The organism is Streptomyces sp. BYX5S (assembly GCF_054724165.1).
On record NZ_CM138829.1, the window covers coordinates 3,467,635 to 3,485,550 of the forward strand.

At 71.9% G+C, this 17,916-nt stretch carries 17 protein-coding genes; 14 read left to right on the top strand and 3 right to left on the bottom strand.

Features of this window, described 5'->3' with window-relative positions; translation table 11 throughout:
• The first annotated feature begins 95 nt into the window (after nt 1-95).
• The 6 genes from ACYBSK_RS15745 to ACYBSK_RS15770 all read left to right on the top strand — a co-directional run bounded on the left by ACYBSK_RS15745 (nt 96) and on the right by ACYBSK_RS15770 (nt 4,076).
• On the top strand, nt 96-890 hold the full coding sequence (locus tag ACYBSK_RS15745; protein WP_460246526.1) for a VOC family protein: 795 nt from the start codon (nt 96-98) through the stop codon (nt 888-890).
• A 212-nt stretch (nt 891-1,102) separates the two neighbouring features.
• A complete protein-coding gene (locus ACYBSK_RS15750) occupies nt 1,103-2,029 on the top strand; it encodes a calcium-binding protein (protein WP_460246527.1) in 927 nt (308 codons plus the stop codon).
• 151 nt (nt 2,030-2,180) lie between these two features.
• On the top strand, nt 2,181-2,603 hold the full coding sequence (panD, locus tag ACYBSK_RS15755; protein WP_460246528.1) for an aspartate 1-decarboxylase: 423 nt from the start codon (nt 2,181-2,183) through the stop codon (nt 2,601-2,603).
• Nucleotides 2,604-2,634: 31 nt separating this feature from the next.
• Complete coding sequence (locus ACYBSK_RS15760; RefSeq protein ID WP_460246529.1) at nt 2,635-3,285, top strand: aspartate/glutamate racemase family protein; 651 nt, start codon at nt 2,635-2,637, stop codon at nt 3,283-3,285.
• Nucleotides 3,286-3,328: 43 nt separating this feature from the next.
• Nucleotides 3,329-3,772, top strand: coding sequence for a nitroreductase family deazaflavin-dependent oxidoreductase (locus tag ACYBSK_RS15765; RefSeq protein ID WP_460246530.1), 444 nt, complete (start codon nt 3,329-3,331; stop codon nt 3,770-3,772).
• A 91-nt stretch (nt 3,773-3,863) separates the two neighbouring features.
• On the top strand, nt 3,864-4,076 hold the full coding sequence (locus ACYBSK_RS15770; protein WP_457477714.1) for a hypothetical protein: 213 nt from the start codon (nt 3,864-3,866) through the stop codon (nt 4,074-4,076).
• 13 nt (nt 4,077-4,089) lie between these two features.
• On the opposite strand, the gene gndA is transcribed toward ACYBSK_RS15770, so the two are convergent.
• Nucleotides 4,090-5,529: an NADP-dependent phosphogluconate dehydrogenase gene (gene gndA / locus ACYBSK_RS15775; protein WP_457477715.1), complete on the bottom strand. Its 1,440-nt coding sequence runs from the start codon at nt 5,527-5,529 to the stop codon at nt 4,090-4,092.
• Between the two features lie 122 nt (nt 5,530-5,651).
• On the opposite strand from gndA, the gene ACYBSK_RS15780 reads away from it, so the two are divergent.
• Nucleotides 5,652-6,623 (top strand): acetylxylan esterase, encoded by a 972-nt coding sequence (locus ACYBSK_RS15780; RefSeq protein WP_457477716.1) that lies wholly within the window; start codon nt 5,652-5,654, stop codon nt 6,621-6,623.
• 87 nt (nt 6,624-6,710) lie between these two features.
• Nucleotides 6,711-7,856, top strand: a complete 1,146-nt coding sequence (locus tag ACYBSK_RS15785; protein WP_460246531.1) for a transglycosylase family protein — start codon at nt 6,711-6,713, stop codon at nt 7,854-7,856.
• Here ACYBSK_RS15785 and ACYBSK_RS15790 read toward each other — a convergent pair.
• Nucleotides 7,846-8,841: a DMT family transporter gene (locus ACYBSK_RS15790; protein WP_460246532.1), complete on the bottom strand. Its 996-nt coding sequence runs from the start codon at nt 8,839-8,841 to the stop codon at nt 7,846-7,848. The genes ACYBSK_RS15785 and ACYBSK_RS15790 overlap by 11 nt on opposite strands.
• Before the next feature lie 314 nt (nt 8,842-9,155).
• On the opposite strand from ACYBSK_RS15790, the gene glgA reads away from it, so the two are divergent.
• Together glgA and glgC are read left to right on the top strand one after the other, a co-directional pair.
• Nucleotides 9,156-10,313 carry a glycogen synthase gene (gene glgA, locus ACYBSK_RS15795; RefSeq protein WP_460247035.1) on the top strand — a complete coding sequence of 386 codons (1,158 nt, stop codon included), beginning with the start codon at nt 9,156-9,158 and terminating at the stop codon, nt 10,311-10,313.
• A 27-nt stretch (nt 10,314-10,340) separates the two neighbouring features.
• On the top strand, nt 10,341-11,558 hold the full coding sequence (glgC, locus tag ACYBSK_RS15800; RefSeq protein WP_457477719.1) for a glucose-1-phosphate adenylyltransferase: 1,218 nt from the start codon (nt 10,341-10,343) through the stop codon (nt 11,556-11,558).
• A gap of 16 nt (nt 11,559-11,574) precedes the next feature.
• Here the strand turns inward: glgC and ACYBSK_RS15805 are convergent, their stop codons facing one another.
• Entirely contained in the window at nt 11,575-12,198 is a 624-nt protein-coding gene (locus ACYBSK_RS15805; protein WP_460246533.1) for a TetR/AcrR family transcriptional regulator, read from the bottom strand.
• Nucleotides 12,199-12,332: 134 nt separating this feature from the next.
• On the opposite strand from ACYBSK_RS15805, the gene ACYBSK_RS15810 reads away from it, so the two are divergent.
• The 4 genes from ACYBSK_RS15810 (at nt 12,333) to ACYBSK_RS15825 (ending at nt 17,851) form a co-directional block, all read left to right on the top strand.
• Nucleotides 12,333-13,883, top strand: a complete 1,551-nt coding sequence (locus ACYBSK_RS15810; protein ID WP_460246534.1) for an AMP-binding protein — start codon at nt 12,333-12,335, stop codon at nt 13,881-13,883.
• A gap of 12 nt (nt 13,884-13,895) precedes the next feature.
• A complete protein-coding gene (locus ACYBSK_RS15815; RefSeq protein WP_460246535.1) occupies nt 13,896-15,095 on the top strand; it encodes an acyl-CoA dehydrogenase family protein in 1,200 nt (399 codons plus the stop codon).
• Between the two features lie 72 nt (nt 15,096-15,167).
• Nucleotides 15,168-16,415 (top strand): M20 metallopeptidase family protein, encoded by a 1,248-nt coding sequence (locus tag ACYBSK_RS15820; RefSeq protein ID WP_460246536.1) that lies wholly within the window; start codon nt 15,168-15,170, stop codon nt 16,413-16,415.
• A complete protein-coding gene (locus ACYBSK_RS15825; protein ID WP_460246537.1) occupies nt 16,412-17,851 on the top strand; it encodes an MFS transporter in 1,440 nt (479 codons plus the stop codon). Before ACYBSK_RS15820 ends, ACYBSK_RS15825 begins: the two co-directional genes overlap by 4 nt.
• Nucleotides 17,852-17,916 lie beyond the last annotated feature (65 nt).

Here is a 17,916-nt window from a genome sequence, read left to right on the forward strand (position 1 = left end):
GGAACCCGGGCGGCGAAACGGCCCGCACGCCGCCCCGGCGCGACGGTCGCCTCTGCCGGACCCCTCTTCGTTCCCGCTCGCAGATCGGTACGAGAATGAACACCTTCACCTCATCCCCGCACACGGACCTGAACAGCGACTCGGTGCTGGGAGCGCCCTGCTGGGTGAGCCTGGCCACCCACGACATGGGCGAAGCGGAAGCGTTCTACCACGCGGTCCTGGGCTGGGACTGGCGCGCGGGCAGGCTGGGTGAGCAGTACCGCTTCGCGAGCGTGCGCGGTGTGCCGGTGGCAGGTGTGTCGTCGACCGGGATGGGCCCGACACCCGGTGTGTGGACCCCCTTCTTCGCCGTGGCCGGAGCCGACGAGTGCGTGGGCCGCAACCATGAACGCGGCGGAACGACGGCGGTGGGGCCGCTGTCCTTCCCGCCGGGCCGGGCCGCCGTGCTCGCCGACCGGGACGGAGCCGTGTTCGGTGTGTGGGAGGGCGAACTCGTCAGTGACTGGGAACGGTGGCGCCGCGCGGCACCGACGTTCGTGGAACTGCACACCCGGGACGCCTTCGCCGCGACGATCTTCTACGACGAGGTGCTGGGCTGGTCGTCCGGGACCGGGTGCTGCGAGGCCTGCTACGAGGACGAGGAGGTCGTCCTGCGCAGCCACGGCGACGTCGTGGCACGCATCCACTCGGGCGCGGTCGACTCGGCCCCCGACCCCGCCGTCCGCCCCCGGTGGCAGGTGCACTTCTCCGTCGAGAGCGTCGCGGCCTGCGTACGGGCGACACGCGAGCACGGCGGCCAGGTCCTGCACGGCGGACCGGACTCCCCGGAGGCGGTCCTGGCCGACCCGGCCGGAGCACGGTTCGTGGTGAACGCGCGAGAGCCGCACTGAGTACCAGCCGACGACACGACGCGACACGACGCGACACGGCCGGGCCGCGGGGTGACCCACCTCACAGGCCCCAACTGCCCCGCGCGTACAACCCTTTGGCTCCATCGCCGATCAAGACTGTGCGGCCGCTGTGGCCGCAGGTGCTGTGGGTCCGCCCGTCCGCGACCCGCGTCCACCCGTCGGTAGTCGATCGTCGATAACGGAGCCTCCCCATGTCCCAGCACTCCCGCAAGAAGTTGACGTCCGGCAAGAAGGTGACCCTGGGCGTCAGCGCGCTGGCCGCCTCCGGGCTCGCCGTCGGCCTGCTCGTCACACCGTCCGCGACGGCGGGCGGGACCGACGCGGCCGAGGCGCTGGAGCAGAGCAACGCCGCGGCCACCGACGCGTTGGAGGCCAAGGACGCCGCGCCCAAGGCGAGAACCCTGGCCGCGACCGCCGACGCCACCGTCGTCTCCGGCGTCACCGTCGACGGCGGCAACACCGCCCGCGTCGGGACGACGAACACGCAGACGATCACCGTGAAGTGGACGGTCACGGGCGGGTCGACGCTCTACGGCAGCCACGCGTCGATCTGGCGCGGCACCGACCGCGACAGCGGACTGGAGCGGTTCATCAACTCCGAGGAGTTCGACGCGGGTACCGACCCCTGCGTTTCGTCCGGTGACGCCACCTTCAAGTGCACGGCCACCTTCGACATCGACCCCCAGAGCGACCTGGAGAACGCGGACGCCGGAGCCTGGAAGATCTCCCTCTACGCGATCACCGAGGCCACCACCGACGTGCGCACCGACAACGCCAAGACCTGGTACCTCAAGCGCTGGTCCCGGCTGAGCAACAACGCGGCTCCCGAGCCCGTCGCCAAGGGCAAGACCATCACGATCACCGGCAAGCTGGAGCGCGCCAACTGGGACACCCACAAGTACGCGGGCTACACCCAGCAGACCGTCCGCCTCCAGGAGCGTTCGCTGACCGGCTCGTACGCCACCACCAGCAGCCACAGCACCGGCACCGGCAGCCTGGCGGGCGTCGAGAAGCAGACCCGCACCGCCACCACCGACCGCTGCTACCGCTACAAGTTCGAGGGCACCACCACCACGCCGCCGGTCACCGCCACCGGTGACTGCGTGGACGTGCGCTGACCCTCCCGCCCCGGTGCGGCCGTGACCGGTCGGCGTCAGTCCAGAAAAACCCGAAGGGACCCGCCGGTCGCGCACGACTCGCTGTAGGCTGCGCGAACAGCCCTTGACCTGCACATACGCAGGCAGGGAGCCTACCGCTGGGAGTGCCCCAATGCTGCGCACCATGTTCAAGTCCAAGATCCACCGCGCCACCGTCACCCAGGCCGACCTGCACTACGTCGGCTCCGTGACCATCGACGCCGACCTGCTCGACGCCGCCGATCTGCTGCCCGGCGAGCTCGTGCACATCGTCGACATCGACAACGGTGCCCGTCTGGAGACGTACGTCATCGAGGGGGAGCGCGGGTCCGGGGTCATCGGGATCAACGGGGCGGCCGCCCACCTCGTGCACCCGGGCGACCTCGTGATCATCATCAGTTACTGCCAGGTCGAGGACGCCGAAGCGCGCGCCCTGCGGCCGAGCGTCGTGCACGTCGACCGGGACAACCGGATCGTGGCGCTCGGCGCCGACCCCTCCGAGCCGGTACCCGGTGGTGAGGAGCGGCGCGGCCCGCACGTGGTACCCGTCGGCTGAACCACCGCGGGCCGCGCATAGGGTTCCGGTCATGAACCTGACGCTCGTGCACACCTCGCCCGTCCACGTGCCCGTCTTCGACGCCCTGCGCGACACCGATCACCCGGGTCTCCGGCTGCGGCACGTGGTGCGTGAGGAACTGCTCGTACGGGCGGGCGCCGAGGGGCCCGAGGCCGTCGCCGACGACGTGCGCGCGGTCCTGGCGGCGGCCGTTGCCGACGGGGCGGACGCCGTGCTGTGCACGTGTTCCACGCTCGGCGCCGTCGCGGAGGGGCTGAGCGTCGCGGCCGGGGTGCCGGTGCTGCGCGTCGACCGGCCGATGGCGGCGCGGGCCGTCGCCGCGGGGGAGCGGATCGCCGTCGTCGCCACCGTGCGCAGCACCCTCGGGCCGACCCTCGATCTGGTCGAGGAGGAGGCGCGGCGGGCCGGGCGCGCGGTGCGGGCGCGGACCGTGTTCGTCGACGGGGCCTGGGAGTTGTTCCTCGCGGGGGACCGGGACGGGTATCTGGCGCTGGTCGCCACCGCCGTCGACGGCATCGCGGACGCCGACGTGATCGTCCTCGCCCAGGCCTCCCTCGCCGACGCCGCCGGCCTGACCCGCACCGCGCTGCCCGTGCTCTCCAGCCCGCGGCCGGGCCTCGACGCCGCCGCCTCGGAATGCGCGGGCGCCAACAGGGCTTAGGTTGAAGGGACGTTGACGCCACGACCTTCAGGAGGCAGTGCGCATGACTCACAGCGACGCCGACATCGTCATCAGCCCCACCGGCTGGGTTGCCGAGCAGGCCCGTACGTACGAGGAGTCGGGCGGCACCAAGGGCACCACCATCCAAGGCGTGCCGTGCCTGCTGCTCGACTACCAGGGCCGCAAGAGCGGGCAGTGGCGCCGCACCGTACTGATCTACGGCAGGGACGGCGAGGACTACCTGATCGTGGCGTCGTACGGCGGGTCGGAGAAGCACCCGCAGTGGTACCTCAACCTCCAGGCCAACCCGGAGGTGCGGCTGCGCGTGGAGACGGAGCGGTTCACGGCGCGCGCCGAGACCCTGTCGGCGCGGGACAAGGCGCGGGTCTGGGACTCGCTGGTCGAGCTGTTCCCCCAGTACGCCGACTACCAGAAGAAGACAAGCCGGGACATTCCAGTCGTACGACTGCGTCGCACGGACGGCTGACAGGCCGCCGCACGCGTGGACTCGGCGGGCGTGGGAACGCGAGGCGGGAGACAGTGGAGAGGTCCCCTCCGAACCGTTGGAGGAACCAACGATGACTCAGCCGTTCCCCGATCCCGTCCCGCCGACCCCCACCCCGGGGCCCGGCCCCGGACCCGACCGGCCGGATCCGGGCCCGCTCCCGGACCCGTATCCGTCGCCGGTGCCCACGCCGGGGCCCCAGCCCTCGCCGCCGGACCCGGTGCCGCCGCGGCCGAACCCGGACCCCGACCCGCATCCGCCGGAGCCCGAGCCGTCACCCGTGTAGCGGCAAACCGGCGCTACGCGTCGACCTCGGAGCGGTCCCCGCCCCACAGCGTGTGGAACGAGCCGTCCCGGTCGACCCGCCGGTACGTGTGCGCGCCGAAGTAGTCCCGCTGGCCCTGCGTGAGCGCGGCCGGCAGGCGCTCGGCGCGCAGCGCGTCGTAGTAGGCGAGCGCGGCGGCGAAGCCCGGCGTCGGCACACCCTGGGTGGTCGCCGCGACCAGGACGGCGCGCCAGTCGTCCTGCGCCGCGGCGATCTCGTCGGCGAAGCCCTTGTCCTGGAGCAGCGACACCAGGTTCGGCTCGGCCTCGTACGCCGCCGTGATCCGGTCGAGGAACGCCGCGCGGATGATGCAGCCGCCGCGCCAGATCCGCGCCACGGCGCCGGAGTCGATGTTCCACTCGTACGTCTCGCTGCCCGCGGCGATCTCGTGGAAGCCCTGCGTGTAGGACACGATCTTCGAGGCGTACAGGGCCTGTTCGACCCGGTCGGCGAAGGCCGCGGCCTCCGACTCGCCCAGCTTCTTCGCCGTCGGGCCCGCCAACCCCTGTGAGGCGTCCCGCAGTTCGGCGTGCCCCGACAGCGAGCGCGCGAACACCGCCTCCGCGATGCCGGACACCGGCACGCCCAGGTCGAGCGCGATCTGCACCGTCCAGCGGCCGGTGCCCTTCTGCTCGGCCTGGTCCTGGACGACGTCCACGAAGGGCTTGCCGGTCGCGGCGTCCACGTGCTTGAGGACCTCGGCCGTGATCTCGATCAGGTACGAGTCGAGACGGCCGGTGTTCCACGTGCGGAAGATGTCGGCGATCTCGGCGGGGGAGTAGCCCGCCACGTCGCGCAGCAACTGGTAGGCCTCGCCGATGAGTTGCATGTCGGCGTACTCGATGCCGTTGTGCACCATCTTCACGAAGTGGCCCGCCCCGTCGGGGCCGACGTGCGTCACACAGGGCGCGCCGTCCTTCGCCTTCGCGGAGATCTTCTCCAGCATCGGGCCGAGCGAGTCGTAGGACTCGACGCTGCCGCCGGGCATGATGCTCGGCCCGTGCAGCGCGCCCTCCTCGCCGCCGGAGACGCCGGTGCCGACGAAGTGGATGCCCTGCTCGCGCAGCTCCTTCTCGCGGCGGCGGGTGTCCGCGAAGTGCGCGTTGCCACCGTCGACGATCATGTCGCCGGGCTCCAGGAGCGGCGCGAACTCCTTGATCACCGCGTCCGTCGGGTCGCCGGCCTTCACCATGATCACGAGCCGTCGCGGCCGCTCCAGGGCCGCGACGAACTCCTCGGCCGTCTCGGTCGGGACGAAGATGCCCTCCTCGCCGAACTCCTCGACCAGCGCGTGCGTGCGCGACGCCGTGCGGTTGTGGAGGGCGACGGTGTAGCCGTTGCGGGCGAAGTTGCGGGCGAGATTGCGCCCCATCACCGCGAGTCCCGTGACACCGATCTGGGCTGTAGTGCTCATGCCTGTCGCTCCTGTCGCTGCTGCCTATGGAAAATGAAGGATTTTGTTCATTCTTGGTGGGCGGACGGGTTAGGTTGGCGTCCGTCCCCCACCGTGGACTCTCTACGAATTTGGAGCCGTGCGTGCCTCATTTCGACCTGTCGCTCGATGCGTTGCGTACCTATCAGCCGGAGTTGACGGCCCCCGACGACTTCGACTCCTTCTGGGAGAAGACCCTCGCCGAGGCCCGGGAACACGACCTCGACGCGCGCTTCGAGCCCGTCGACGTCCCGTACACCGCGGTGGACGTATTCGACGTTACGTACGCGGGCTTCGGCGGGCATCCCGTGAAGGGGTGGCTGGTGCTGCCGAAGGGCACGGACGAGCCGCTTCCGGCCGTCGTCCAGTACATCGGCTACGGGGGCGGCCGCGGCCTGCCGCACCAGCACCTTCAGTGGGCGGCCGCCGGGTTCGCGCACTTCGTGATGGACACCCGCGGGCAGGGCAGCGGCGGCAGCGTCGGCGACACCGCCGACCCGGTGGGCTCCACGCCGTCCCAGCCGGGCTTCATGACCCGCGGCATCCAGGACCCCCACGAGTACTTCTACCGGCGCGTCTACACGGACGCCGTGCGCGCCGTCGACGCCGCCCGCGCGCACCCGCTCGTGGACGCCTCCCGCGTCGCCGTCACCGGCGGCAGCCAGGGCGGCGGCATCACCATCGCCGTGGCCGGCCTCGTGCCCGACCTCAAGGCCGCCGCCCCCGACGTGCCGTTCCTGTGCGACTTCCGGCGCGCCGCCACGCTCACCGAGCGTCACCCGTACCGCGAGATCGCCCTCTACCTCAAGGCCCACATCGGCGAGGACGAGCGCGCTTTCCGGACGCTCTCGTACTTCGACGGCATGAACTTCGCGGCGCGCGCCACGGCGCCGACCCTGTTCTCCGCCGCCCTGGAGGACCTCACCTGCCCGCCGTCCACCGTCTTCGCTGCGTACAACCACTGGGCGGGCACGGACAAGTCCATCGAGGTGTACGCCTTCAACGACCACGAGGGCGGCGGACCCTTCCAGCAGGCCGCCCAACTCCGGTGGCTGCCGGGGCACTTGAGGGGCTGAATCACGCCAAGGTGGCCAAAGCCTCTCTTGTCCACCTCCGTAGGAGCGGCTAATTTGCCGCTCCTACGTGTGGCTGAGGAGGCGTTCATGGCGATACGGGGCCGGCACCGCCGGTACAGGCCGAGCCGGGTCAACCGGGCGTCGCTCACCGTGACCGTGGGCGGTGTCGGCATGGCGATCCCCGTCATCGGCGCCGGCACGGCGCAGGCCGCGGACGCGCAGACGTGGAACAAGGTCGCCGCCTGCGAGTCCTCCGGCAACTGGAGCATCAACACCGGCAACGGGTACTACGGCGGCCTCCAGTTCACCCGCTCCACCTGGGCCGCGTACGGCGGCACCGCCTACGCCGCGCGCGCCGACCTGGCCACCAGGGACCAGCAGATCGCCGTCGCCGAGAAGGTGCTCAAGGGGCAGGGGCCGGGTGCCTGGCCGGTGTGCTCGCAGCGCGCGGGCCTGACCCGCACCGCCGCGGAGCGCACCCCGGCCCGCACCGTCCAGGACGTGAAGCCGGAGACGACGCCGCAGTCCCGGGCGGGCCACGCCCGGATGTACACGGTGATCAGCGGGGACACGCTCTCCGGCATCGCGGACAAGCGGTCCGTCTCCGGCGGCTGGCGGGCGCTCTACGCCTCGAACCGGGCGACCATCGGCGCCGACCCCGACCTGATCGTTCCGGGGCAGCGCCTGTCCGTGTCGGGGACGAAGGCCGGGAAGCAGGCCGCCCCGCGCACGGCGGAACCCAAGAAAACGGAGCCCAGGAAGGCCGAGCCGAAGAAGGCCGCCCCGAAAGCCGAGCCCAAGAAGGCGAGCACCACCAAGGCGACCGAGCACAGCGTCGTCGCCCCCGTCTCCGCCTCCGTCGGCACCCCGTACCGCGCCGCCGGTTCCTCCTGGTCGAAGGGGTACCACACGGGCGTCGACTTCGCGGTGCCCACCGGAACCTCCGTGAAGGCCGTCGCCGCGGGTCGGGTCGTGTCGGCCGGGTGGGGCGGCTCGTACGGCTACGAGGTCGTCGTCAGGCACTCCGACGGCCGGTACAGCCAGTACGGGCATCTGTCGGCGCTCTCCGTGAAGAGCGGCCAGCACGTGGTGGCGGGCCAGCGCATCGCCCGCTCCGGTTCCACGGGCAACAGCACGGGCCCGCATCTGCACTTCGAGGTGCGGACCGGGCCCGGCTTCGGCAGTGACGTGGACCCGCTGGCGTACCTGCGGGCCCACGGCGTCAGGATCTGATGTCCTCCGAGGGCGAGCAGCCACCCGGCGACCGGTGCCGGGAATCGGGGGCGCGCGGCGGCAGCGGCACGCAGTCGAGCCCGGCGGGGCTGTCCGGCACCACGGGCGGGATCGCCGGGGTCACGCCCTGCGAGACGACCGAGGCGCCCGCCCGGCGGCCGCGGCCCATGCGCTCCGTGGTCAGCAGGATCAGGCCGCCCGCCGCCACGACACCGCAGCCCAGCGCCAGCACCGTGCCGATCGTTCCGTAACGGAACGATTCGCCGAACATCGTGATGCCCACCGTGGCCGCCACCACCGGGTTCACGACCGTCGCGGTCGCCAGCGGCGCCGCGAGCCCCGCGCCCCGGTAGGAGGCCTGTGACAGCAGCATTCCGGCCGCGGCCAGGCCCACGATCGCCAGGAGCGTGGCGAGCTGCTCCAGCGGCTGCCCCGTCCAGTCCTCGGTCACGGACTTCGTGAACACCGACGCCATGCCGAACGAGCCGCCCGCCGCGATCGCGAGCAGCACCGCGCGCACCACCGGATGCCGGTGCGCCGCGCGGGCCGACGACATCAAAACCAGCACGCCGCCCGCCGTGACCAGGCCGACGAGCAGCCGCTGCGAGCCGCCCAGCGTCTGCTCGGTGGTGGCGCCGGTCAGCGCCAGCATGCCGCCGAGCCCGACCGTCGCCATGATCGCCCCGCGCCAGGCCGTCGTGCCCGCCCTGCGGCCCACGAGCAGCGCCGACATCGGCAGCGCGAGCACGATCGTGAGCGCGCCCAGCGGCTGGACGACGCTCAGCGGCCCGTAGGCCAGCGCCGCCACGTGCAGCAGCGCGCCCAGCCCGTTCAGGCAGCCCGCCCCCCACCACGCGGGCCTGCGCAGCGGCGCGTACGCCGCCGCGGGACTCGTCGCCGCCACGCGCTCCTGCACGATCGCCCCGCCCGCGTACGCGACGGCGGAGACGAGCGAGAGCAGCACGGAAAGCACCAGGTCGCTCATATGGCGCCCCCTGGGGTGCGGCGTGGCGAACGGTCGCTTCTCATACTCCCTACGATCGCCCTTTTCCGCCTTCCGTGTCGTCCGACCTGAGCACTCATTGAGTCCTACTGCCGTTGGAGTAGGTCGCGTCGTGTGTCATCCCCAGGACGGGTGCCCCGGTGACCCGCGGGGACTCCGGGTCGTCCGCGCTCTTTCGCGCGGCGCCCTCCATGGGTGACCATGAGGGTGCGCATCCGAACAGCGATCCGCACAGCAATCCGAACAGTGATCCGAGCCGAGTTCTGCCGAGGGAACGACGGGGGCCACGCGTGCGTGTGGGACTGCTGACCAGGGAGTACCCGCCGGATGTCTACGGCGGCGCGGGCGTGCACGTGGAGTTCCTGGCGCGCGAGCTGCGCCCGCTGGTCGATCTCGAGGTGCACACGTGGGGTGAGGGCACGTCCGAGGGCGTGCGCCGGCACCGCGCCTGGCCCGCGCTCGACGGGGCGAACGACGCGCTGCGCACGCTCTCCGTGGACCTGGCCATGGCCGCCGCGCTCCAGGGCCGCGACGTCGTCCACTCCCACACCTGGTACACCAACCTGGCCGGGCACCTCGCGGCGCTGCACCTCGGGATTCCGCACGTGATGACCGCGCACTCCCTGGAGCCGCTGCGTCCGTGGAAGGCCGAGCAGCTCGGGGGCGGTTACGCGCTGTCGGCGTGGGCCGAGCGGACCGCGATCGAGGCCGCGGACGGCGTGATCGCCGTGTCGCACGCGATGCGCAAGGACATCCTGGGCTGCTATCCGGCCCTGGAGCCGAAGAAGGTCCGCGTCGTGCACAACGGCATCGACGTCTCCCTCTACCACGCCGACGCCGGCACGGACGTGCTGCGCCGCTACGACATCGACCCGGGGCGCCCCTACGTCCTGTTCGTCGGCCGCATCACGCGCCAGAAGGGCGTGCCTCATCTGCTGCGCGCGGCAAAGGAGTTGGCGAAGGACGTCCAGCTGGTGCTGTGCGCGGGCGCGCCCGACACCCCGGAGATCGGCCGCGAGTTCCGTGAACTGGTCGACGAGTTGAAGGCCACGCGCGACGGCGTGCGGTGGATCCCGTCGATGCTGCCGCGCAGTGAGGTCATCCAATTCCTCACGCACGCCTCGGCGTTCGTCTGCCCCTCCGTGTACGAGCCGCTCGGCATCGTGAACCTGGAGGCGATGGCCTGCGGCACGGCGGTGGTCGCCTCCCGGGTCGGCGGCATCCCCGAGGTGGTGGCGGACGGCGAGACCGGGCTCCTCGTGCCGTACGCGGAAGCGGACCCGGGCGCGTTCGAGGCGGGCCTCGCGGACGCCCTGAACCGGGTGGTGGCCGATCCCGGCGCGGCGCGCGCCATGGGGGAGGCGGGGCGGGAGCGGGCCGCGGCGGAGTTCGGCTGGGACACGGTGGCGCGGCGCACGGTCGACGTGTACGAGGAGATCCTCGGCGGCGCCTGAACACCTTTACAACGCAGGGGGGTTGGTATGCGCGGCGGACCTTCGGTGCTGGGGATCGTACTGGCGGGCGGGGAGGGCAAGCGGCTGATGCCGCTCACCGCGGACCGGGCGAAACCCGCGGTGACCTTCGGCGGGACCTACCGCCTGGTGGACTTCGCCCTGTCCAACCTGGTCAACGGCGACATCCTGCGGATCTGCGTGCTGACGCAGTACAAGTCGCACTCGCTGGACCGGCACGTCACGACGACATGGCGGATGTCGAGCCTGCTCGGCAACTACGTCACGCCGGTCCCGGCGCAGCAGCGGCTCGGACCGCGCTGGTACTCGGGCAGCGCCGACGCGATTCTCCAGTCCCTGAACCTGGTCCACGACGAACAGCCCGACTACATCGCGGTGTTCGGCGCCGACCACGTGTACCGGATGGACCCGCGGCAGATGCTCAGCCAGCACATCGAGTCGGGCGCGGGCGTCACGGTCGCCGGCATCAGGGTGCCGCGCGCGGAGGCGTCCGCGTTCGGGATCATCACCCCGGCCCGGGACGGCACGCGCATCGAGGCCTTCCTGGAGAAGCCGACCGATCCGCCGCCGCTGCCGGGCAACCCGAACCAGGTGTTCGCCTCGATGGGCAACTACCTGTTCACCACCAAGGTCCTGGTCGACGCGCTCCAGACGGACGCCGAGGACGAGGACTCGGCGCACGACATGGGCGGTTCGATCGTGCCGATGCTCACCGAGCGCGGCGTCGCCCAGCTCTACGACTTCGACGGCAACCACGTGCCGGGCGAGACCGAGCGCGACCACGGCTACTGGCGCGACGTCGGCACCCTCGACACGTACTACGAGGCCCACATGGACCTCATCTCGGACGCCCCGGTCTTCAACCTCGACAACCGCCGCTGGCCGATCTACACGCACCCGGGCCAGCTGCCGCCCGCCAAGTTCTGCGCGGGCGGCATCGCGTCCGAGTCCATCGTCAGCCCCGGCTGCGTCATCCGCGGCCAGGTCACCCGCTCCGTGCTCTCGCCGGGCGTCGTCGTCGAGGACGGCGCCGTCGTGCAGAACTCGGTGCTCCACGACAACGTGCGGGTAGGCAGGGGAGCGGTCGTCCGCGGCGCCGTCCTCGACAAGAACGTCGACGTCCCGGTCGGCGCCACCATCGGCGTCAACCCGGAACGCGACGCGGAGCTCTACACCGTGTCGAAGGCGGGCGTGATCGCCCTCGGCAAGGGGCAGGCGGTGCACTGAGCCCCGCCCCACACCGCTACGCGGGGTCGGGGACCGGCGGTTCGCCCGTGAAGCCGTTGGCCCAGTAGCGGCCCCGCAGGGACAGGTCGAGGAGCATGCGGGTGGCCTCCTCCGGAGGCATCGGGCGGGGGTCCTGCTCCAACCACCAGCCCAGTACGGCGAGTTGCTCGCCTACCCAGGCGTGTGCCAGGACGTCGACGCTGATCCGGGGGGTGACCCCTTCGTGCGCGGCGCGGGCCCGGAAGACCTCGGCGGTCGCCGCCGCCTGCGCCTGCGTGAACTGCCGCAGCGCCCGGCCGTCGCCCTCGCCGCGCAGGATCATCCGGTAGGCGTCCCGCTCCTCGTCGGCGTGCCGGAAGATCTCCAGCGCCGGTTTGCCGGTGAAGCCCACCTCGGAGGCCTGGACGAGCGGGCTCAACCGGTCCTGCAACTCGTCGAGCAGGTCGGTGACCACGCGGTCGAGCAGGTCGTCCTTGTCCGTGTAGTGCTTGTAGAACGTGGCCCGGCCCAGGTCGGCCCGCTCCGTGATGTCCTCCACGGTCACGGTCGCGTAGCCCCGCTCCAGGGACAGCGCCACCAGGGCGTCGCGCAACAGGCGTCGGGTGCGGCGTACTCGGCGATCGCCCGCTTCCGGCGGCATGGTTCCGGCTCCTCTCGCGTCCCCCATTGATGTCGGAAGCGTACACCTGATCATTGACACCCCGAAGGTTTATAGACACGCTGTCCACTAATGGCCGCCATGATGATTTGAGCCGTCGAGCGTGGGAGCAATCCGTGAACCTGGGCACGTACATCACTCGCAGCAGCACCTTCTGGCCCGACCGCGAAGCCTTGATCTGCGGTGAGCGCCGGCTGACGTACGGGGAGCTGGAGCGCGGCACGAACCGCCTCGCCTCCGCGCTCATCGGCCGCGGGCTCGTGCCCGGCCAGGCCGTGGCGACGTACGCGGGCAACTGCGCGCAGGCCGTCGAGACCGAGATGGCGCTGTCCAAGAGCGGTCTCGTACGCGTCCCCATCAGCCCCCGGCTCTCCGTCGACGAGGTCGCGCACATCCTCGACGACGCCGACGTCCGCGTCCTGTTCGTCGACGGCGAGCGCCTGGAGGCCGCCCGCGCCGCCCTGGAGCAGGCCTCCGTGGACTGCCTGCTCGTCGACTACGGCGACCAAGAAGCCCTCACTTACGCCGCGTTGCTCGCCGAGGGGAGCGAGAACACCGTCGCCGTCGAGGTCGACCAGCACGACGCCGCCGTCCTCAACTTCACCTCCGGATCCACCGGCAAACTGAAGGCCGCCGTCCAGACGCACGGCAACCGGCTCGCCAACATGCGCAAGCGGATGATGAGTTCGGACGGCGACCCCGCGCACCCCGAGTGCTACCTCGCCGCCGGACCCATCACCCACGCCCCCGGCATGCCGCTGCTCGCCCTGCTGGCCTCCGGCGCCACCGTCGTCGTACTGCCCACCTGGGAAGCCGAGTTGTTCCTGCGGACGGTCGAGACCGAACGCGTCACCGCGACGTTCCTCGTGCCGACCATGCTCGGCATGCTGCTCGCCCACCCGAAGACCCCCTCGGCCGACCTGACGAGCCTGCGGTCCCTGCACGTGGGCGGCGCGCCGGTCTCCCCGCAGCGGCTGCGGGACGCCGTCGAGGCGTTCGGGCCGATCGTCATGCAGGGCTATGGGCAGGTGGAGACGACCAGCGGCATCACCGTCCTCACCCGCGAGGACGTCCTCGCGGGCACCACCACCGACCCCGACCTGCTGCTCTCCTGCGGCCGACCGGTGTTCGACACCGAGATACGTGTCGTGGACGAGGCGGGCGCCGCACTGCCCGCCGGGGAGATCGGCGAGGTCGTCGCCCGCGGCCCCGACTGCGTCAGCGAATACTGGCACGAGCCGGAACTGTCCGCCGAGACGTTCAGGAACGGCTGGGTGCACACCGGGGACCTGGGCTATCTGCGCGAGGACGGCTACCTGTTCATCGTCGACCGCAAGAAAGACATGATCATCTCCGGTGGCTACAACGTCTACTGCAGCGAGGTCGAGGCCGTCCTGTACGCCCACCCCGCGCTCGCGGAGGCATGTGTCGTCGGTGTCCCCGACGACACCTGGGGCGAGGCCGTCAAGGCGGTCGTCGTGCGCAGGCCCGGCGCCGAGGTCGGCGAGGCCGAGATCGTCGACTTCTGCGCCGAGCGCCTCGCCCGCGTGAAGAAGCCGCGGTCCGTGGAGTTCGTGGACGCCCTGCCCGTGAACCGCAACGGGAAGATCGACCGCCGCGCCGTCCGCGCGCGCCACTGGGCCGGCGCCGAGCGCCGCGTCCACTGACAGGAGACCGCCATGACCTTCACCCTCACCCCCACGTACGACGACAACCCCCGGCTCCAGGACTTGGTCGGCCGCCTGCGCGACTACCTCGAAGGCGAACTCGCGGACTACGAGCAGGAGTTGGGGCTCACGGCCGAGGGCGGCTACACCCGCGCCCAGCTCGAACCCGTCTGGCGGCGCAGCCGCGAACTCGGCTTCTACGGCATCCACCTGCCGAAGGAGCACGGCGGCCAGGACCTCACCCACACCGAACTCGCCGCGCTCAAGGAGGAGGTGGGCGCCTCCGGGCGCATCCTCCAGCACAGCGTCCTCGGCGACATGGGCGGCCCCCTGCGCGCCGGATCCATCCTCCAGTACGCCACCGAGTACCAGGCCAGGACATACCTGGAGCCGGTCATCCGCGGCGAGCGGGCCTGCTGCTTCTCCCTCACCGAGACCGACGCCGGATCCGACGTCCGTGCCATGAGGACCGTCGCCACCCCCGACGGCGACGGCTGGCGGATCACCGGGCACAAGGTGTTCTCCTCGGCCGGACCGTTCGCCGACTTCTCCGTCCTCATCGCGCGGATGGCCCCGGAGCCGGGCGCGCCCGAGGACGCCAAGCCGGTGTTCTCCGCGTTCCTCGTCGACCTCGATGCGCCCGGCTGCACGGTGCTGCCCGGCGAGACGCCCATGTCCGGCGAGCACATCGAGAGCGACATCGTCCTCGACAACTGCCGTGTGGAGGCGGGGCAGTTGCTCGGCAACGTCGGCGACGGGCTGCGCATCGGACTCGGCCGCGTCACCACCAACCGGCTCCTGCACTGCCCCACCGCCCTCGGCTCGGCCCGCCGCGCCCTCGCCCTCACCGTGGACTTCGCCCGCACCCGGCAGGTCTTCGGCGCACCCCTCGGCGCGCTCCAGTCCATCCAGCACAAGCTCGCCGACATGGCCACCTCCTACTACGCGGCCCGCAGCATGACGTACGACGCGCTCGCCGACCTCGACGCCGGGCGGGAACCGCGCACCGAAGCCTTCATGTGCAAGCTGTTCGTCGCCGAGAGCGCCTTCCGCATCGCCGACGAGGCCGTACAGATCCACGGCAAGGCGGGCCTCGTGCGCGGCGCCGAAGTCGAGTCCCTCTTCCGCAAGCTGCGCATGTTCCGCGTGCTCACCGGCTCCTCCGAGATCCAGAAGAACGGGATCGCCCGGCAGCTGCTGCTGCCCGCCTGACCCCGCGCACGCCCCGCTTCCGCCCGTTCCTTCCCGCTCAACTCCACCGGCTCATCCGGAGGTTCACCCCTCGTGTCGTCGACCGAACGCGCCCAGGAACTCCAGCCCGACCTCGTCGGGCTCCGCCGCGCCCTGCACCGCGAGCCCGAACTCGGCCTGCACCTGCCCCGCACCCAGGAGAAGATCCTCACCGCCCTCGAAGGACTGCCCCTGGAGATCACCACCGGAAAGAACCTCAGCTCCGTGACCGCGGTGCTGCGCGGCGGCAGGCCCGGCGGCGCCGTCCTGCTGCGCGCCGACATGGACGCCCTGCCCATCACCGAGCGCAGCGGCGTCCCGTACGCGTCCGAGACCCCCGGCGCGATGCACGCCTGCGGCCACGACCTGCACTCCGCCGGACTCGTCGGCGCCGCCCGGCTGCTCGCCGAACGCCGCGCACACCTCGACGGCGACGTCGTGTTCATGTTCCAGCCCGGCGAGGAGGGGTTCAACGGCGCGAGCGCGATGATCGAGGAGGGCGTGCTCGACGCCGCGGGCAAGCCGCTCGACGCCGCGTTCGCCCTGCACGTCGCCGCCGACCGGCTGCCCGGCGGCATGATCGCCAGTCGCGCCGGCACCGTCACCTCCGCCTCCGACGTGCTCACCGTGACCGTACGCGGCCAGGGCGGCCACGGCTCGACCCCGCACGGCGCCAAGGACCCCATCCCGGTGGCCTGCGAGATGGTCACCGCGATCCAGACCTGGGTGACCCGCCGCTTCGACATCTTCGACCCGGCCGTCGTCACCGTCGGCACCTTCCACGCGGGCACCCAGCAGAACGTCATCCCCGACACCGCCACGTTCGAGGCCACCGTGCGCAGCTACTCCGAGGCCGTCCACGAGCGCCTCATCGAGGGACTGCCCCGCCTGGTCCACCACATCGCCGAGGCCCACGGCATCGAGGCCGAGGTCACGTACGACGTGCGGTACCCGGTCACCGTCAACACCCCCGACGAGACGGCCTTCGCGCTCGACACCGCCCGCGATCTGTTCGGCGACGGCCAGGTGTGGGAGGCGCCCAAGCCCGCCAACGGCTCCGAGGACTTCGCCTTCGTACTCCAGCGGACCCCCGGCGCGATGCTGCTCGTCGGCGCCGCACCCGAGGGCGCCGACCCCGCGCACACGGCCGTGAACCACTCGCCGCGCGCGGTCTTCGACGACCGGGTCCTGTACCGGCAGGCGGCCCTGCTCGCCGCGCTCGCCGAGGGGCGCCTCTCCCGGAGCGCCCCGGCCGAGGGCCGCGACGCCGCGCGAGACCTCCAGCAGGGGGACGCCGCATGAGCGCGACCACCGCGACCACCGGGACCCCGACGACCGGCGGCAGCGTACGCGCCGTCGTCGGCCTGCTCGTCGCCTTCGAGCTGATCAGCGGCTTCCTCCAGGGCGCCGCCGTGCCCCTGGTCCCCGAGATCCAGGAGTGGCAGGGCATCGGCACCGGCCAGGCCCAGTGGATCACCACCGTGCAGTACCTGGCCGCCGCCGTCAGCGTCCCCGCCTTCGGCCGCCTCGGCGACCTCTACGGACACCGGCGCATGATCCGCGTCGCGCTCGGCACCATCGCGGTCGGCGCCGTCCTCGTGGCCTGCGCCCCCAACCTCGGCGTGCTGCTCCTCGGCCGCGCCCTGCTGGGCCCCCTCGCCGCGCTCCTGCCGCTGGAGATCGGCCTGGTCCGCGACCGGCTCAGCGTCGACGGCGGACGCCGGGCCGTCGGCCTCCTCGTCGGCTCGCTCACCCTCGGCTCGGTCCTCGGCCACGCCCTCGTCGGCCCGCTGCTCGCGCTCCTCGGCGATCTGCGCGCCACCCTGTTCACCCTCGCCGCGCTCGCCGTCGCCTGCGTCGTGCTGTCGTTCCTCGCGATCCCCGAGTCCACCACCCGGGCGAGCGGCCGGATGGACTGGTCGGGCGCCGCGCTCCTCGCCGTCGCCCTGGTCCTCCTGCTCGGCACGGTCTCCCGCGGCTCCTCCTGGGGCTGGCTGTCGGCGCCCACGCTCGGCGGCCTCGCCCTGTCGGTGGCGCTCCTGTACGTCTGGGCCCGCCTCCAACTGCGCAACCCCGAGGCCCTGGTGGACGTACGGGCCCTCGGCCGCAGGCAGAGCGCCCCCTACTACGGCTCCGGGTTCGTGCTCGGCGCCGTCCTCCTCGGCGGCCAGACCGTCGCGGTCAGCTTCATGGCCACGTCGCCCGACCGGGCGGGGTACGGCTTCGACCTCGCCGCCTGGCAGATCAGCCTGTGCGGAACGATCCCGCACGTCATGGCGTTCCTCGGCTCGTCCCTGTGCGCGAACCTCGCCACCCGGATCGGCTACCGCCGCCTCCTCCTGCTCGCGTTCACGCTGCTGGCCTGCGGATACGGCGGGCTGATCGCGCTGCACTCCGGTCTCGTCCCGTTCACCGTCGCCAACGCGCTCGTGGGCTTCGGAGTCGGCCTCGCGCTCGGCGGCCTGCCCACCGTCATCGTCGAGAGCAGCGCCGCGGACCGCACGGCCAGCGCCACCGCCGTCTACAACAACTTCAAGACACTCGGCGGCAGCGCGGGCGGCGCCGCCTTCAGCGTCGTCCTCGGATCCCTGGTCCTCGCCCACACCGACACCCCCACCCTCTCCGCGTACGTGACGATCTGGTCGATCGCCGGCGCCCTCTGCCTGCTGGCGCTGGCCGCCCAACTCACCACCCGCACGCTCCGACCGAACCACCTCTCCAGCCCCTCCGGCGAATGAGAAGCGGGGCGCTGGGCAGCGCCCCGCGCCCTCAACCACCAACGCCACCAACCCCCTTGGCTAAT

Excerpts from the sequence above, each read along its gene's own strand:
- gndA (WP_457477715.1), bottom strand. The coding sequence starts at position 5,529 with ATGAGCACTACAGCCCAGATCGGTGTCACGGGACTCGCGGTGATGGGG.
- ACYBSK_RS15825 (WP_460246537.1), top strand. The coding sequence starts at position 16,412 with ATGAGCGCGACCACCGCGACCACCGGGACCCCGACGACCGGCGGCAGC.
- ACYBSK_RS15745 (WP_460246526.1), top strand. The coding sequence starts at position 96 with ATGAACACCTTCACCTCATCCCCGCACACGGACCTGAACAGCGACTCG.
- panD (WP_460246528.1), top strand. The coding sequence starts at position 2,181 with ATGCTGCGCACCATGTTCAAGTCCAAGATCCACCGCGCCACCGTCACC.
- ACYBSK_RS15805 (WP_460246533.1), bottom strand. The coding sequence starts at position 12,198 with ATGCCGCCGGAAGCGGGCGATCGCCGAGTACGCCGCACCCGACGCCTG.
- glgC (WP_457477719.1), top strand. The coding sequence starts at position 10,341 with ATGCGCGGCGGACCTTCGGTGCTGGGGATCGTACTGGCGGGCGGGGAG.
- ACYBSK_RS15785 (WP_460246531.1), top strand. The coding sequence starts at position 6,711 with ATGGCGATACGGGGCCGGCACCGCCGGTACAGGCCGAGCCGGGTCAAC.
- ACYBSK_RS15790 (WP_460246532.1), bottom strand. The coding sequence starts at position 8,841 with ATGAGCGACCTGGTGCTTTCCGTGCTGCTCTCGCTCGTCTCCGCCGTC.
- ACYBSK_RS15750 (WP_460246527.1), top strand. The coding sequence starts at position 1,103 with ATGTCCCAGCACTCCCGCAAGAAGTTGACGTCCGGCAAGAAGGTGACC.
- ACYBSK_RS15760 (WP_460246529.1), top strand. The coding sequence starts at position 2,635 with ATGAACCTGACGCTCGTGCACACCTCGCCCGTCCACGTGCCCGTCTTC.
- ACYBSK_RS15815 (WP_460246535.1), top strand. The coding sequence starts at position 13,896 with ATGACCTTCACCCTCACCCCCACGTACGACGACAACCCCCGGCTCCAG.
- ACYBSK_RS15765 (WP_460246530.1), top strand. The coding sequence starts at position 3,329 with ATGACTCACAGCGACGCCGACATCGTCATCAGCCCCACCGGCTGGGTT.
- ACYBSK_RS15770 (WP_457477714.1), top strand. The coding sequence starts at position 3,864 with ATGACTCAGCCGTTCCCCGATCCCGTCCCGCCGACCCCCACCCCGGGG.